This is a genomic window from Pseudomonas sp. P4_C3, assembly GCF_056402075.1.
This window is the reverse complement of sequence record NZ_JBFUIC010000038.1, coordinates 10,755-27,739: the sequence shown is the minus strand read 5'-3', so window position 1 is coordinate 27,739 and position 16,985 is coordinate 10,755. Positions and strand designations below refer to the sequence as shown.

The window sequence follows — 16,985 nt, the reverse complement described above, 5'->3', positions numbered from 1 at the left end:
CTCTTGACTGTTGCCTGCGGCAAGGTTGCATCATTGCGACACCGACTGACAAGAGAGATGAAGGCCAAGTGCTATAAGAATATGTCGGCAGGCGACGGGATTTCTTCAGTCGGTGGCAAAAAGTAATGCTGTTCGCCGAAAAGTCGCAGTTTTGCACGTGTTGCAAATGGCTACGATCTGTTTCCGGATCAGCGAAACCGGATGCCAATGGACTGCAATAACTTGCCTTCCCGATCGTGATAATTCACTTGAAGCTGCCCGGCATCGACGACCAGGTGTGCAAAGTTATCCTGGCTGATCACGTTGCTGGTCAGCTCATGGAAATAGTCGCCGGAAGCGGTGCGGACCAGGGGCTGATCGAGGGCGAACGTGGCGGCCGTGGCATAGGGCAACATTCTGCTGTTGCACAGCGGTGACGAGACGATGGTGTGGACTTCGAAATCCGGGTCCTCGCTGTGGGTAAGCCGACTGGTCAGCGAGCCGTGAACATCACCGGAAATGAACACGACGTTCTTGATGCAGTGTGTGCGAATGCTCTCCAGCAGCCGTAGTCGTTGTTCAGGGAAGGCCTGCCAAGCGTCATCACCCAGGCGTTTGCGGTCGGGGTAGAACATGACACTGGTGACCACGAGTTTGACCCGTGCCGGACTGTGGATCAGCCAGTCGCACAAGGCCTGTTCCTGGGCTGCGTCGAGAATGCGTCGGTCAGTGGTCGACAGATTGCGTCGGGTTCGACTGTCGGTAACAAACCATTCGATATCACCTTCAGTAAATTGATACCAGTATTTGTCCAGTCGTTTATTTATCAGTCCATCACTGGTTAGTGCATGAGCTGGGCTATGGCTGGCCTGATACAACTCATAGGCCCTGATTGCGTTTGCATATAAGTAGTCATCGGACCTGCTCTTGTTGGCGGGCCAGTTGTCCTCTATTTCATGGTCGTCAAGGATCATGTAAGTGGGCAGGCTGGACATTAATCTGCCGATATTTATCTGCGAAAACGCCACGCGATATTTTTGCAGGATTTCCTTGAGTTCCCGATCAGGAGCAATGATGTTCAAATCATCGACGTAGATTTGGTCTCCCGTCATCACCAGCGCGCTGACGGGAGGGCTGGCTTGCTCCACCAGGCGTGAAATTGAAGCGAAGATTCTGTCGCCCAAGTGAGGGGCCAAGGCGATACCTGCGGTCATGCGCAGGTATCGGCAAGAGCCGACAATGTAGGCCCTTGGCAGGTTGGCTTCGCTGGAGCGGGTACGCAATTGATAAGTCTGTCGTGGCCATTGCAGCGGCAGTTCCTTCACCGTGTCGACGGTGTGCGCCGGGCTCGTCGGGCTGAACCACCCGGCCTGATATTCATAGTCGGAGTCGGCGGACAGGTTGTTTAGTGCAAAGACTTCGCACATGTCGTGCTCGGGTTCGAGTTTTGTAAAGCTGCCTTTTGACCAGTGATCTTCGCCTTGTCGTCTATAACGAATGCCGGCAAATACCAAGGTGTTTTTATTGTATTCGCCGCGCAAAAAAATACGTGCGTGATTAGTGGTGGTGTGGCCAATAATCGGGCCGACAGTTGGTTTAAGCATGTTTGAGTCCATTCGGCTGCCAACGAATTAGATAGATGGTTGTTTCGGATGTAATAAGTAGTCTTTCAGTCAAGGCTAGTTATTTGGCCCGAAAAAATATCTGGCAGAAATGGATTCGAGTTGTGGGCGATATCAGCCACAAATGTAGGAAGACGTTTTAAGCAGAAAATTCAGGCAAAAAAAGCCCCGCCAAATTGGCGGGGTTGAGGTACGAGCGTGGCGCTCGGAAACGTGGAACGCACTGGCCCTCCGGTGAGGGAGGGCCGGTCGGTGTTACAGGAGCATGGTGCGGATGTCGCCCAGCAGGTCGCTCAGACGCTTGGTGAAGCGTGCAGCAGCGGCGCCGTTGATCACGCGGTGATCGTAGGACAGCGACAGCGGCAGCATCAGTTTCGGCTGGAAGGCTTTGCCGTCCCAGACTGGCTGGATGGTTGCCTTGGAAACACCGAGGATCGCCACTTCCGGCGCGTTGACGATCGGCGTGAAGCCGGTGCCGCCAATGTGGCCGAGGCTGGAAATGGTGAAGCAGGCGCCTTGCATCTCATCCGACGAGAGCTTCTTGGTCCGGGCTTTTTCAGCCAGGGAAGCAGCTTCGGCGGCCAGTTGCAGCAGGCTCTTCTGGTCGACGTTCTTGATGACCGGTACCAGCAGGCCATCCGGGGTGTCGACGGCGAAGCCGATGTTCACGTATTTCTTGCGGATGATCGCTTTGCCGCTTGGCGCCAGCGAGCTGTTGAAGTCCGGCAGTTCCTTGAGCAGGTGCGCACAGGTCTTGAGCAGCAACGGCAGGATGGTCAGCTTGACGCCGGCCTTCTCTGCAACGGCTTTCTGGGCAACACGGAACGCTTCGAGTTCGGTGATATCCGCCGAGTCGAATTGCGTCACGTGCGGCACGTTCAGCCAGCTGCGGTGCAAGTTGGCGGCTCCGACCTGCATCAGGCGGGTCATCGGCACTTCTTCGATTTCACCGAAGCGGCTGAAGTCCACGACCGGAATCGGCGGGATGCCCGCGCCACCGGTTGCGCCGGCAGCAGCGGCCGGTGCTTCCTTGGCCTTCTGCATCATGGCTTTGACGTAAACCTGCACGTCTTCTTTCAGGATGCGACCGTGCGGACCGCTGGCGCCAACGGCGCTCAGCTCGACGCCGAATTCTCGGGCCAGTTGACGCACGGCAGGGCCGGCGTGAACCTTGGCGCCTGGCTTGGCTGGAGCGGCGGCCGGGGCTGCAACAGGTGCGGCGGCGGCAGGTGCAGCAGCTGGAGCAGGTGCGCTCGGAGCCGCAGCGGCAGGTGCCGGAGCGGCGCCTTTGACTTTCAGCTTGAGGATCAGGTCGCCGGTACCGACTTCGTCATCGAGCTTGATGGAAACGCTTTCCACCACGCCAGCGGCTGGCGACGGGATTTCCATGCTCGCCTTGTCGGATTCCAGAGTGATCAGCGACTGGTCGGCCACAACGGTGTCGCCGGCCTTGACCAGGACTTCGATGATCTTGGCCTTGCCCGCCGAACCGATGTCCGGAACGTGGATGTCCTGAACGCTGTCGGCCACTGGAGCAGCCGGTGCGGCAGCGGCAGGCGCTGGAGCAGCGGCGGCAGGTGCGGCCGCCTGAGCTGGAGCGGCAGCAACTGGTGCAGCAGCACCCGCCACTTCCAGATCCAGGATCAGGTCGCCGGTGCCGACTTCGTCGTTGAGCTTGACGCTGATGGCCTTGACCACGCCAGCGGCWGGCGACGGGATTTCCATGCTCGCCTTGTCGGATTCCAAGGTGATCAGTGACTGATCAGCCGCGACGGTGTCGCCGACCTTGACCTGGATCTCGATGATCTGGGCCTTGCCCGACGAACCGATGTCCGGCACGTACACTTGCTGAACGCTGGCAGCAGCCGGCGCAGCAGGAGCAGGGGCGGCGGCAGGTGCAGCAGCCGGTTTGGCTTCAGCCTTGGCCGCCGGCGCAGCGGCAGCCGCAGGAGCCGCAGTAGCGGCACCTTCGACTTCCAGCTCCAGCAGTTCGTCGCCTTCTTTCAGGCGATCGCCCAGCTTCACTTTCAGGCTCTTGATGATACCGGCCTTCGGCGCAGGCACTTCCATGCTCGCCTTGTCCGACTCAAGTGTCAGGATGCTCTGATCGGCTTCGATACGGTCGCCGACCTTCACAAACAGTTCAATTACTTCACCTTCACCGCTGCCGATGTCAGGTACGCGAATGAGTTCGCTCACAGAATCTCTCCTCAGCAGTCCAGTGGGTTGCGTTTTTCCGGGTTGATACCGAACTTGGCGATGGCTTCAGCCACAACCTTAGGTTCGATGTCACCACGGTCAGCCAGTGCTTCCAGGGCTGCCAACACCACGAAATGACGGTCGACTTCGAAGAAATGACGCAGTTTCTTGCGGCTGTCGCTGCGGCCGAAACCGTCGGTGCCCAGGACTTTGAATTCCTTGGACGGTACCCACTGACGGATCTGCTCGGCGAACAGTTTCATGTAGTCGGTAGACGCGATGACCGGACCTTTACGGCCGTTCAGGCACTCTTCGACGTAGCTCAGCTTAGGCTTCTGGCCCGGGTGCAGACGGTTGGTGCGTTCAACGGCCAGGCCGTCGCGACGCAGTTCGTTGAAGCTGGTAACGCTCCACACGTCGGCGCCGACGTTGAACTCTTCGCGCAGGATCTTCGCTGCTTCACGGACTTCACGCAGAATGGTGCCGGAGCCCATCAGCTGAACGTGGTGCGCCGCTTCGCGGGTGTCTTCTTCGAGCAGGTACATGCCTTTCTTGATGCCTTCTTCGGCACCGGCCGGCATGGCTGGCTGCTGGTACGACTCGTTCATTACGGTGATGTAGTAGAAGACGTCCTGTTGCTCTTCGGTCATCTTCTTCATGCCGTCCTGAATGATCACCGCCAACTCGTAGCCGTAGGTTGGATCGTAGGTGCGGCAGTTCGGGATGGTCGCGGCCAGCAGGTGGCTGTGACCGTCTTCGTGTTGCAGGCCTTCACCGTTCAGGGTGGTACGGCCGGCGGTGCCGCCGATCAGGAAGCCACGGGTGCGGCTGTCGCCAGCGGCCCAGGCCAGGTCGCCGATACGCTGGAAGCCGAACATCGAGTAGAAGATGTAGAACGGCAGCATCGGCTGGTTGTGGCTGGAGTACGAAGTACCGGCAGCGATGAAGGAGCTCATGGCGCCCGCTTCGTTGATGCCTTCCTCGAGGATCTGACCCTTCTGGTCTTCCTTGTAGAACATCACCTGGTCTTTATCGACTGGCTCGTAGAGCTGGCCGACGGAGGAGTAGATGCCCAGCTGACGGAACATGCCTTCCATACCGAAGGTACGGGCTTCGTCCGGGATGATCGGCACGATGCGCGGACCGATTTCCTTGTCCTTGACCAGTTGCGCGAGGATCCGCACGAAGGCCATGGTGGTGGAGATTTCGCGGTCGCCCGAGCCGTCCAGGATCGCCTTGAGGGTGTCCAGTGGCGGAGTCGGGATGTTGAAGCTCTTGGCGCGACGCTGAGGTACGAAGCCGCCCAGTGCGGTACGGCGCTCGCTCAGGTAACGGGCTTCGGCGCTGCCTTCTTGCGGTTTGAAGAATGGCAGGTTTTCCAGCTCATCGTCCTTGACCGGGATGTCGAAACGATCACGGAACAACTTCAGGCTGTCGACGTCGACTTTCTTGGTGTTGTGCGCAGTGTTCTTCGCTTCGCCGGCACCGGTGCCATAACCCTTGATGGTCTTGGCCAGGATGACGGTCGGTTGTTCTTTGTGGTTGACCGCTTCGTGGTACGCCGCGTAGACCTTGTACGGGTCGTGGCCGCCACGGTTGAGTTTCCAGATCTCGTCGTCGGACAGGTCTTCGACCATTGCCTTGAGTTCAGGCGTGTTGAAGAAGTGTTCACGCACGAACGCGCCGTCTTTGGCCTTGTAGTTCTGGTACTCGCCGTCGATGACTTCGTCCATGCGGCGTTGCAGGATGCCGTCGACATCCTTGGCCAGCAGTGGGTCCCAGAAACGGCCCCAGATGACTTTGGTCACGTTCCACTGGGCACCGCGGAACACGCCTTCGAGTTCCTGGATGATCTTGCCGTTGCCGCGAACCGGGCCGTCGAGGCGTTGCAGGTTGCAGTTGATGACGAAGATCAGGTTGTCCAGCTTCTCGCGGCCGGCCAGGGAGATCGCACCCAGGGATTCCGGCTCGTCGCACTCGCCGTCGCCCAGGAAGCACCAGACTTTCTGTTTGCCCGGCTGRATGAARCCRCGGTGTTCCAGGTACTTCATGAAGCGTGCCTGGTAGATCGCCTGGATCGGGCCCAGACCCATGGATACGGTCGGGAACTGCCAGAAGTCAGGCATCAGCCAAGGGTGCGGGTAGGACGACAGGCCCTGACCGTCGACTTCCTGGCGGAAGTTGTTCATCTGGTCTTCGGTGATGCGGCCTTCCATGAATGCGCGGGCGTAAACGCCTGGCGAGGTGTGGCCCTGGAAGTAGATCAGGTCGCCGCCGTGTTCGTCGCTCGGGGCCTGGAAGAAGTAGTTGAAGCCGATGTCATACAGGGTCGCACTGGAAGCGAAGCTGGAGATGTGACCGCCGAGGTCAGAATCTTTCAGGTTTGTACGCATTACCATGGCCATCGCGTTCCAGCGTACCAGCGAGCGAATGCGGCGTTCCATGAACAGGTCGCCAGGCATGCGTGCTTCGTGGGTAACGGGGATCGTGTTGCGGTAAGGTGTGGTGATGGCGTAAGGCAACTGCGAACCGCTGCGGGTCGCGAGTTCACCCATACGGGTCATCAGATAGTGAGCACGGTCTTCGCCTTCTTTGTCGAGAACCGATTCCAGGGCGTCCAGCCATTCCTGGGTTTCGACGGGATCGAGGTCTTGCATGGCTTGCTCCAGGGCGGAAAGGCTACCAGAATCGGTTGCCTGAGTTAGCGACTGGCCTTGTGGGCAGACGTTATGAATTCTTGGATTGCCGACAGGTTGTTCCGGCGGCGTGTAGTTTTACTACAAATCTTCCGGCATTTCAGCCCGTCTAATGTATATACGAGTAGTAAAACTACAGATGAGCGGCTTGTCGCCCCCGGCTGCGTTGTGAGAATAATCGTTAAGGTTGGTCTTTTTCCAACTACAGAAGGTAAAAGCTTGATGCTGGCTGCCAAAATTAAAGAAATCTCAGCTATTTCTAACTTTTGTTCGACAGTCCCTCAGGTAGTGAGTTTTCGAAAACCACTACATGCAGTCCGTTGTACGCCGATCAAGGATAGACCATGAGCCTCCCTTCGCTTGCCGAACTGCCCGCCATTCTCCTGCCGTTGGTCTCCCGCGCCGAGCAGTCGTTCCGGGCTGCCGTCGCTGCCCTGGACGATGACCACGGGCTGTCCACCTGGACGCCGGAACGCTGGGCGCAATTTGCCCGCGTCACCGCCGCCAGCGATTTCGTGATTGAACAGTGTGCTCGTGACCCTTTGATGTTGCTGGAGCTGGTGCAGTCCGGCGAACTGGATCGCCGCTTCGCTCCCGGCGAGTTGTGCGGGCAGATCGCGGCCGCCGTGAGCGAGGCCGAGTCCGACGATCAGCTTGGCCGCGCCTTGCGCCGCCAGCGTGCACGCCATCAGGTGCGGATCATCTGGCGCGACCTGACCCGCCAGGCCGATTTGATCCAGACCTGTCGCGACCTTTCGGACATGGCGGATGCCAGCATCGATCAGGCCTATCAATGGTTGTATGTGCGGCATTGCCAGCAGTTCGGCGTGCCGACCGGGCGGCGCAGCGGCGAGCCGCAGCAGATGGTCATTCTCGGCATGGGCAAGCTCGGCGCCGTGGAGCTGAACCTGTCCTCGGACATCGATCTGATTTTTGCCTACCCCGAGGGCGGCGAAACCGTCGGTGTGAAACGCGCGCTGGATAACCAGGAGTTCTTCATTCGTCTGGGCCAGCGGCTGATCAAGGCCCTGGACCCGATGACCGTCGACGGCTTTGTATTTCGCGTCGACATGCGCTTGCGACCTTACGGTTCGTCCGGCGCTCTGGTGCTGAGCTTCAACGCGCTGGAACAGTATTACCAGGACCAGGGTCGCGACTGGGAACGCTACGCGATGATCAAGTCGCGGGTGGTGGCCGGCGATCAAGTAGCCGGCGCGCAACTGCAGGAGATGCTGCGGCCGTTCGTTTACCGGCGCTACCTGGACTTCTCGGCCATCGAAGCGCTGCGCACCATGAAGCAACTGATCCAGCAGGAAGTACGGCGCAAGGGCATGGCCGACAACATCAAGCTCGGTTCCGGCGGTATTCGTGAAGTCGAGTTCATTGCCCAGGCGTTCCAGCTGATTCACGGCGGCCGCGATTTGAGCTTGCAGCAACGCCCGCTATTAAAAGTGCTGAGCACGCTGGAAGGTCAGGGTTACCTGCCGCCGGCCGTGATCGGCGAGCTGCGTGAAGGTTACGAATTCCTGCGTTACACCGAACACGCGATTCAGGCGATTGCCGATCGCCAGACGCAAATGTTGCCCAGTGGCGAGCAGGATCAGGCGCGCATTGCCTTTATGCTGGGTTTCGCCAACTGGACGGCGTTCCACGAACAACTGATGTATTGGCGCGGCCGCGTGGCCTGGCACTTCGGGCAGGTGATCGCCGATCCCGACGAAGAGCAGGGCGCCGAAAGCGAAGTGGTGGTCGGCGGTGAGTGGTTGCCGCTGTGGGAAGAGGCTCAGGACGATGAGGCCGCTTGCCGCCAACTGGAAGAGGGTGGCTTCAAGGATGCCCCCAAAGCCTTGAAAGCCTTGGCCGGCTTGCGCAGTAGCCCGCAATTGCGGGCGATGCAGCGTCTGGGCCGCGAACGTCTCGATGCTTTTATTCCGCGTCTGCTGGCACAGGCCGTGGAACATGACAATCCGGACCTGGTACTGGAACGGGTGCTGCCGCTGGTTGAAGCCGTGGCCCGTCGCTCCGCGTATCTGGTGTTGTTGACCGAGAACCCCGGTGCGCTGCGGCGTTTGTTGACGCTGTGTGCGGCAAGTCCGTGGATCGCCGAGCAAATCACCCGTTTCCCGTTACTGCTCGACGAACTGCTCAACGAAGGCCGGCTGTTCAAACCGCCATTGGCGCCAGAATTGGCGGCCGAGTTGCGCGAGCGCCTGACGCGGATTCCCGAGGACGACCTCGAACAGCAAATGGAAGCCCTGCGCCACTTCAAGCTGGCGCACCGCTTGCGGGTGGCCGCTTCGGAAATCGCCGGCAGTCTGCCGCTGATGAAAGTCAGCGATTACCTGACCTGGCTCGCCGAAGCGATCCTGGAGCAAGTGCTGGCATTGGCCTGGCGCCAGACCGTGGCCAAGTACGGCACGCCACTGCGCACCGATGGCACCTTGTGCGATCCCGGCTTCATCATTGTCGGTTATGGGAAAGTCGGCGGCCTGGAACTCGGGCATGGTTCGGACCTGGACCTGGTGTTCATCCACGATGGCGATCCGCAGGCTGAAACCGACGGACCCAAACCCATCGATGGCGCGCAATTTTTCACCCGTCTGGGGCAACGGATCATTCACTTGCTGACAGCGCAGACCAACTCCGGGCAGCTGTATGAGGTGGACATGCGTCTGCGGCCGTCCGGTGCGTCGGGGTTGCTGGTGAGTTCCCTCGGGGCGTTTGCCCGTTATCAGGAGAACGAAGCCTGGACTTGGGAACATCAGGCGCTGGTGCGTGCGCGGGTGTTGGTGGGCAGTCAGGATGTCGGCCAGGCATTCGAGAAAGTCCGCGCCGCGATATTGGGCAAAACCCGTGATCTACCGACCCTGCGTCAGGAGGTCAGCGAGATGCGCGCCAAGATGCGCGATAACCTCGGCAGCAAGAGCACGGCGGCCGGCACCGGGGCAAATGCCTTCGAAGCCACGGCGCCGTTCGATATCAAGCAGGACGCCGGAGGTATCGTCGATATTGAATTTATGGTGCAATACGCGGCCCTGGCGTGGTCCGAAACACACCCGCCATTGCTGCGCTGGACGGACAATATCCGCATTCTGGAAGAACTGGAGCATGAAGGGCTGATGCCCGTCGAAGATGCCAGTCTGTTGCGTGAAGCGTATAAAGCCTACCGCTCCGCCGCCCACCGGCAGGCCTTGCAGAAGGACCCCGGGGTGATACCGGGCGACCAGTTCGCGGACGAACGGCGGCAGGTCATGCGGATCTGGCTTGAGCTGGGGCTAAGCTGAAACGGGATATTTGATACGCCAATATTCCCTGTAGGAGCGAGCTTGCTCGCGATGGTCGTTAACGATAACGCGGCGAGCCTGACACCCTGAGGGGTCTCAGGTTCATCGTCGGATCGCCGCCCGGAGCAAGCTCGCTCCTACAGTAGATTTGCGTTGTTCTGTAGAATTTTCGAGGCGGGGAGGCGTAGGCCTCCCCGGTTCGTTTATGGAAACCACATGAAAATTCTGATCGTTGGGCCCAGTTGGGTCGGTGACATGGTGATGGCGCAGACACTGTTCCAGTGTTTGAAGCAACGCCACCCGCAATGCGAAATCGACGTGCTGGCCCCCGAGTGGAGCCGGCCGATTCTTGAGCGGATGCCCGAAGTTCGCCAGGCCTTGAGCTTTCCGCTCGGTCACGGTGTCCTGGAGCTGGCAACGCGTTGGCGCATCGGCAAATCCCTGGCTGGCCAGTACGACCAGGCGATCCTGCTGCCCAATTCCCTGAAGTCGGCGCTGGTGCCGTTCTTTGCCAGCATCCCGAAACGCACAGGCTGGCGTGGCGAGTTCCGCTATGGCCTGCTCAATGACGTGCGCACGCTGGATAAGGATCGTTACCCGCTGATGATCGAGCGCTTCATGGCCCTGGCTTACGAGCCTGGCGTTGAATTGCCAAAGCCGTATCCGCGCCCGACGCTGCAGATCGATTCGGTCACGCGCGAGGCGGCACTGGCAAAGTTCGGCCTGACCCTCGACCGTCCGGTGTTGGCCCTGTGCCCTGGTGCCGAGTTTGGCGAGTCCAAGCGCTGGCCGTCCGAGCATTACGCCAAGGTCGCCGAAGCGAAGATCCGCGAAGGCTGGCAAGTCTGGCTGTTCGGATCGAAAAACGACCATGCCGTGGGCGAAGACATCCGCGCGCGGCTGATTCCCGGTCTGCGTGAAGAGTCAGCGAACCTCAGTGGCGGCACCTCGCTGGCCGAAGCCATCGACCTGATGTCCTGTGCAGATTCTGTGGTGTCCAACGACTCCGGCCTGATGCACGTCGCCGCCGCGCTGAACCGCCCGCTGGTCGCGGTCTACGGTTCGACGTCGCCGGGCTTCACGCCACCGCTGGCCGAGCACGTGGAAATCGTACGCCTGGGCATCGAGTGCAGTCCGTGCTTCGATCGCACCTGCCGTTTCGGCCATTACAACTGCCTGCGCCAGCTCATGCCGCAGGCCGTGAACGAAGCCTTGCAGCGGTTGCAAGGCACTGTGGTCGAGGTCAAATAGCTTGCGGGTTCTGTTGATCAAGACTTCTTCGCTGGGCGACGTCATTCACGCGTTACCGGCGTTGACCGACGCGGCGCGGGCGATTCCCGGCATCAAATTCGACTGGGTAGTGGAAGAAGGCTTTGCCGAAATCCCGACCTGGCATCCGGCGGTGGGCAAGGTGATTCCGGTGGCGATCCGTCGCTGGCGCAAAAACATCTGGCAGACCATTAAGAGCGGCGAGTGGAAGCGCTTCAAACAAAGCGTTCGCGCCACCAGATATGACTTGGTGATAGACGCCCAGGGCTTGCTGAAAAGCGCCTGGCTGACCCGTTACGTCAAGGCTCCGGTGGCCGGCCTCGATAAAAGCTCCGCACGCGAGCCCATTGCTGCGCGCTTTTATGATCGACGTCTGGCCGTTGCCCGTGGGCAGCACGCGGTGGAGCGAGTGCGTCAGTTGTTCGCCATTGCGTTGGGCTATGACTTGCCCAAAGGTCTGGGCGACTACGGACTGAATATCGAGCGCCTGGTGGAGTTGCCGCGCAAGAATCCTTACGTGGTGTTTTTGCACGGCACCACCTGGGACACCAAGCACTGGCCCGAAGCCTACTGGCGCGAGCTGACCGAACGGGTTGGCTACCTTGGCGTCGGGGTGAAGTTGCCCTGGGGCAATGCCCTGGAGAAAGCCCGGGCCGAGCGTATCGCCGCGGGTTTCAAGCACGCCGAAGTGCTGCCAAAACTGAACCTGGCGGGTGTCGGCAAGGTGCTGGCCGGCGCGCAAGCCTGCGTGGCGGTGGATACCGGCTTGGGCCATCTGGCCGCCGCACTGGATGTGCCGACGCTGTCGCTGTTCGGTCCGACCAATCCGGGCCTGACCGGCGCCTATGGCAAAGTGCAGATTCACATGGCCAGCGACTTCCCTTGTGCACCGTGCCTGCAAAAGAAATGCACTTATCAGCCGACGGCTGAAGATGCCCGTCAATTTGACCTGAAACGCGAGTGGCCGTTGTGCTTCACGCGTCTGAATCCCGAGCGTGTCGCCAGCCGACTGAGCACGTTGTTAATGGCTGAGGAGCTGCGCTGATGCAATTGGCATTTGTCCTGTACAAATATTTCCCGTTCGGCGGCTTGCAGCGCGATTTCATGCGAATCGCCCTGGAGTGCCAGAAGCGCGGTCATCAGATTCGCGTCTACACGCTGATCTGGGAGGGTGACGTGCCGCCGGGTTTCGAAGTGCTGGTGGCGCCGGTCAAGGCGTTCTTCAACCATCGCCGCAACGAGAAGCTCAGCGAGTGGATGGAAGCGGACCTGGCCAAGCGCCCGGTCGACCGCCTGATTGGCTTCAACAAGATGCCGGGCCTGGACGTCTACTACGCCGCCGACGGCTGCTTCGAAGACAAGGCGCAGAACCTGCGTAACTCGCTGTATCGCCGTTGGGGCCGCTATCGCCACTTCGCCGAATACGAGCGGGCGGTGTTCGCCAGGGACGCCAAGACCGAAGTGTTGATGATTTCCGAGGTTCAGCAGCCGTTGTTCATCAAGCATTACGACACGCCGCTGGAGCGCTTCCACCTGCTGCCACCGGGCATCGCCCAGGACCGTCGCCGGCCGCCGGATGCCGATGAAGTTCGCGCAGGGTTCCGCGCTGAATTCGATCTCAAGGACGACGAACTGCTGCTGGTGCAGATCGGCTCCGGGTTCAAGACCAAGGGCGTGGACCGTAGCCTCAAGGCACTGGCGGCATTGCCTGCCGAGTTGAGGAAACGCACCCGGCTGTTTGTAATTGGCCAGGATGACCCCAAATTATTCCAGATGCAGAGTGCGACACTGGGGCTTGGAGAAAACGTGACGTTCCTTAAAGGCCGCAGCGATATCCCGCGTTTCCTGTTGGGTGCCGATCTGTTGATCCACCCGGCGTACAACGAAAATACCGGCACCGTGCTGCTCGAGGCGCTGGTGGCCGGTTTGCCGGTGCTGGTGAGCGCGGTGTGCGGGTACGCCCATTACATTGCCGAGGCCGACGCCGGCCTGGTGCTGGACGAACCGTTCGATCAGGCACAGCTGACGCAGTACCTGACCGGCATGTTGAACGACGCTCAAGCAAGGGCGGCCTGGAGCCGCAATGGTCTGGCCTACGCCGGGACGGCCGACCTCTACAGCATGCCGCAGCACGCGGCCGATGTGATTCTGGCGGAGCACGCTTAAATGAAGTTGATGCTGGCTGAACCGTTCAAGAGCCTCTGGGCCGGACGCGACCCGTTCGCCGAAGTCGAGGGGCTCAAGGGCGAGGTGTACCGCGAGCTGGAAGCGCGCCGGACCTTACGCACGGAAGTCGATGGCAACGGATTTTTCGTGAAAATCCACCGTGGCATCGGCTGGGGCGAAATCTTCAAGAACCTGCTCACTGCCAAGCTTCCAGTATTGGGGGCCGGTCAGGAGTGGCAGGCCATTCAACGCCTGCAGCAAGTTGGCGTGCCGACCATGACCGCCGTCGCGTATGGCGAGAAGGGCAGCAACCCCGCCGACCAGCACTCGTTCATCGTCACCGAGGAGCTGGCGCCGACGGTCAGTCTGGAAGATTTCAGTATCAACTGGATCAAGCAGCCACCGGAGCCAAAGCTCAAGCGCGCGCTGATCGCCGAAGTCGCACGCATGACCGGCATGATGCACCGCGCCGGGGTCAATCACCGCGACTGCTACATCTGCCATTTCCTGCTGCATACCGACAAACCGGTGACCGCCGACGACTTCAAACTCTCGGTGATCGACCTGCACCGCGCCCAGACCCGCCCGGCGATCACCTCGCGCTGGCGCAACAAGGACCTGGCCGCGCTGTACTTTTCCGCGCTGGACATTGGCCTGACCCGCCGCGACAAGCTGCGTTTCCTCAAAGGCTATTTCCAGCAGCCGCTGCGTCAGATCCTGATTGAAGAGGCGTCTTTGCTGGCATGGCTCGACGGCAAGGCCAACAAGCTCTACGAGCGTAAACAGCGATACGGGGATGCGCTCTGATGTCGGGTTGGAAACTGGAACCGGCCTACAGCGAACTGGCCGATGACTTTGGCAGCCTCGAGGCTGTGTTTGCGCTGCAAGGCGAGCGTTTGACCAGTGATCTGCTTTCGGAGGTCATCCGGGTCGAGCGCAATGGCGTCAACTATTACGTCAAGCGGTATGTGGGCGCTGGCAAAGGCTTGCGGCGTTACCTGGGCAAGCCTCGGGTGAAGATGGAATGGCAGAACCTCAAGCGCTTCGCCAAGTGGGGCATCCCCACGGCCGAAGTGGTGGCCTGGGGGCTGGAACGACGCGGTGTGGCCTACGCTCGCGGCGCGATGATTACCCGGGAGCTGCCTCGTACCGAAGACTTGTCGGCACTGGCCGAGCGTCGCGACCCGAAACTTTCGGATCGCGCCTGGGTCGATACCGTCAGTCGTCAGCTGGCCGAATATACCCGGACCATGCACGACCACCGCTTCACCCATAATGATTTGAAGTGGCGCAACCTGCTGATCGACGATGAGGCTCGAGTGTTTTTGATCGATTGCCCCAACGGCGATTTCTGGCGCGGTTTCTGGCTCAAGTACCGTATTACCAAGGATCTGGCGTGCCTGGACAAGGTCGCCAAGTATCAACTGTCGGCAACCCAGCGCCTGCGCTTTTACCTGCAATACCGCAATCGGACCCGGCTCAACGCTGCGGACAAAAAACGTATCCGGCACGTGGTGAGATTTTTCGAGGGGCGTGAATGACTGATTTTCTGGCCGCTGAAGACCGAGCGCTGCTTGAGCGCCACGGCCTCGGCACATTCGAAGCACTCTGGGCCAAGCAACTCGATGCGGTGGACGAGCCCAACACCGGTCGCGGCGGCTGGAGCAGCGTGTTTCGGCTGGATCTGGAAGGTCATGGTTTCTACCTCAAGCGTCAAAGCAACTACCTGACCCGCACCTTGCGTGCGCCGTTCGGCGAGCCGAGTTTCGCTCGCGAGTTTCGCAACATCTCCCTCTACCGGAGGATGGGCATTCCGGCGCTGGAAGCGGTGTTCTACGGGGAGCGCAAGGTCGATGGCGAAGTCCGCGCGATCCTGCTGACCCGTGCCCTGGATGGTTGGGACGATCTCGACTCGCTGTTGCAGCACTGGGCTGAATTGAGCCCTGAGCAGCACTCGGAAATCCTCAAGGCCATTGGCGAACTGGCCAGGCAGTTGCACGCTGCACGCCAGGTGCATGGGTGCTTCTATCCCAAGCATATTTTCATGCGCGCCACCGGCAACGGCTATCAGGCTCAATTGATCGACCTGGAAAAAACCCGACCACTGCTGTACGGGCAGCGTGACCGAATCAAGGACCTGGAACCGCTGACGCGTCGCGCGCCCGAGTGGGGAGAGTCGCACCTGCGGCAATTGCTGGCCGCCTATCTGGATCAACCACAGGACAGCTCGTTGATCGACAGCTGGCTGGGGCGTTTGACGACGCGGCGCAGCCAAAAGGGACCACGCTGATGCGTTTATCCGAGTTGAAGTCCGCCGGCCGCAATCCGGCGTTGCCATTGAGCGTTTCGCTGGCTGATGCCGCCGGCCCCGCCGAGCTACAACTGCTGAGCCTGTTGCGGGTGTTGCCGGGGCAGCGTTATGTCGGTGCCGGCGTCTGGCGTGGCCGGCCGGTGTTGGCCAAGTTGCTGGTCGGCAGCAAGGCTTCGCGGCACTTCCAGCGTGAGCTGGACGGCGTGCGCTTGCTTGCCGCTCAAGGATTGACCACGCCGCAGCTGTTGGCCGATGGCCTGAAAGAGGGTGAGGGTGGTTGGCTGCTGTTCGAGTTTCTGGAAGGCGCCGAAAGCCTGGGTGATACCTGGAAGCAGGTTGAGCAGCAGCCCGTGCTGTCCGATGGGCAAGGAGCGGTGCTGGCCGAGGCGTTAGGTGCCATCGGTCAAATGCACCGCAAAGGCCTGTGGCAGGAAGATCTGCACCTGGACAACCTGCTGCGTCAGCGTGGTCGTCTGTACTTGATCGACGGCGCCGGGATTTGCTCCGAAACACCTGGCCAGCCGCTGTCGCGGCAGAAGGTCCTGGAAAACCTCGGGGTGTTCTTCGCCCAGTTGCCGAAGTCGATCGAGCCCTTCATTGAAGAGTTGCTGGTGTATTACCTGCTCAGCAACGGCGAGCACGCCTTGCCCATGGAGGCGCTGCAGAAGCAGATCGACAAGGTCCGCAGCTGGCGCCTCAAGGACTTCCTGATCAAGGTCGGCCGCGAGTGCACGCTGTTCAGCGTCCAGCGCGGTGCCTTCGGATTGCGGGCGATTCGCCGCGAGGAAGAGCCGTCGATGGTGCCGGTGCTGGAGCAGGCCGATACCCTGCTCGATCAGGGGCATCTGTACAAGACCGGGGGCGCGGCGAGCGTCGGTAAGGTCGAGGTGGATGGCCGCACGCTGGTGATCAAGCGCTACAACATCAAGGGCTTCGCCCACTGGCTCAAACGCTTCTGGCGTCCGAGCCGGGCCTGGCATTCATGGCGCGAAGGCAATCGCCTGGCGTTCCTCGGGATTGCCACGCCCAAGCCGCTGGTGTTGCTGGAAAAGCGTTTTCTGTGGCTGCGCAGCCGGGCGTACCTGATCACCGAGTATCTGTCGGGGCCGGACATCATCGAGCGTTTTGCGCCGTATGTTGAAAGCGGTGATGCACCGGAAGCCGAGCTGGCGGCGCTGGATCATTTGTTTGCCGAGCTGATTCGCGAACGCATCAGTCATGGCGACTTCAAGGGGCATAACCTGTTCTGGCAGCAAGATCGCTGGGCGTTGATCGACCTCGATTCGATGTGCCAGCACGGTTCTCTCGGCAGTTTCGCCCCGGCGTATGCCAGGGATCGCGCACGGTTCATGCGCAATTGGCCTGAAGGCAGCGCCCTTTACCGGGTCATCGATCAGCGGTTGCCCAAAGACATCTCCAGCGCTGGCTGAATCAGGACCTTCGGTCCTATCGCGGGCAA

At 60.4% G+C, this 16,985-nt stretch carries 11 protein-coding genes; 8 read left to right on the top strand and 3 right to left on the bottom strand.

The genetic code is table 11. The features are described 5' to 3' along the window. Positions 1-188: 188 nt before the first annotated feature. The 3 genes from AC1DVH_RS09810 to aceE form a co-directional block, all read right to left on the bottom strand. A complete protein-coding gene (locus AC1DVH_RS09810) occupies positions 189-1,583 on the bottom strand; it encodes an alkaline phosphatase D family protein (protein WP_477753632.1) in 1,395 nt (464 codons plus the stop codon). 273 nt (positions 1,584-1,856) lie between these two features. Then, positions 1,857-3,800, bottom strand: coding sequence for a dihydrolipoyllysine-residue acetyltransferase (aceF, locus tag AC1DVH_RS09805; protein WP_477753631.1), 1,944 nt, complete (start codon positions 3,798-3,800; stop codon positions 1,857-1,859). An 11-nt stretch (positions 3,801-3,811) separates the two neighbouring features. Continuing rightward, entirely contained in the window at positions 3,812-6,457 is a 2,646-nt protein-coding gene (aceE, locus tag AC1DVH_RS09800) for a pyruvate dehydrogenase (acetyl-transferring), homodimeric type (protein ID WP_477753630.1), read from the bottom strand. Between the two features lie 383 nt (positions 6,458-6,840). Here aceE and glnE point away from each other — a divergent pair, with 383 nt between their 5' ends. From glnE to AC1DVH_RS09760, 8 genes are all read left to right on the top strand, one after another. Next, positions 6,841-9,780 (top strand): bifunctional [glutamate--ammonia ligase]-adenylyl-L-tyrosine phosphorylase/[glutamate--ammonia-ligase] adenylyltransferase, encoded by a 2,940-nt coding sequence (gene glnE, locus AC1DVH_RS09795; RefSeq protein WP_477753629.1) that lies wholly within the window; start codon positions 6,841-6,843, stop codon positions 9,778-9,780. Positions 9,781-9,996: 216 nt separating this feature from the next. Then, a complete protein-coding gene (gene waaF / locus AC1DVH_RS09790) occupies positions 9,997-11,031 on the top strand; it encodes a lipopolysaccharide heptosyltransferase II (RefSeq protein ID WP_477753628.1) in 1,035 nt (344 codons plus the stop codon). 1 nt (position 11,032) lies between these two features. Then, the gene (gene waaC / locus AC1DVH_RS09785) at positions 11,033-12,094 is read left to right on the top strand and encodes a lipopolysaccharide heptosyltransferase I (protein WP_477753627.1); all 1,062 of its coding nucleotides are present in this window, start codon (positions 11,033-11,035) and stop codon (positions 12,092-12,094) included. Then, complete coding sequence (locus AC1DVH_RS09780; RefSeq protein ID WP_477753626.1) at positions 12,094-13,215, top strand: glycosyltransferase family 4 protein; 1,122 nt, start codon at positions 12,094-12,096, stop codon at positions 13,213-13,215. Before waaC ends, AC1DVH_RS09780 begins: the two co-directional genes overlap by 1 nt. Next, on the top strand, positions 13,216-14,022 hold the full coding sequence (gene rfaP / locus AC1DVH_RS09775; RefSeq protein ID WP_477753625.1) for a lipopolysaccharide core heptose(I) kinase RfaP: 807 nt from the start codon (positions 13,216-13,218) through the stop codon (positions 14,020-14,022). It abuts the gene before it with no gap. Beyond that, on the top strand, positions 14,022-14,756 hold the full coding sequence (locus AC1DVH_RS09770) for a lipopolysaccharide kinase InaA family protein (RefSeq protein ID WP_477753624.1): 735 nt from the start codon (positions 14,022-14,024) through the stop codon (positions 14,754-14,756). The genes rfaP and AC1DVH_RS09770 overlap by 1 nt, the downstream gene beginning before the upstream one ends. Beyond that, positions 14,753-15,505: a lipopolysaccharide kinase InaA family protein gene (locus AC1DVH_RS09765; protein ID WP_477753623.1), complete on the top strand. Its 753-nt coding sequence runs from the start codon at positions 14,753-14,755 to the stop codon at positions 15,503-15,505. Before AC1DVH_RS09770 ends, AC1DVH_RS09765 begins: the two co-directional genes overlap by 4 nt. Then, entirely contained in the window at positions 15,505-16,956 is a 1,452-nt protein-coding gene (locus AC1DVH_RS09760) for a lipopolysaccharide kinase InaA family protein (RefSeq protein ID WP_477753622.1), read from the top strand. Before AC1DVH_RS09765 ends, AC1DVH_RS09760 begins: the two co-directional genes overlap by 1 nt. The last annotated feature ends 29 nt before the right edge of the window (positions 16,957-16,985 follow it).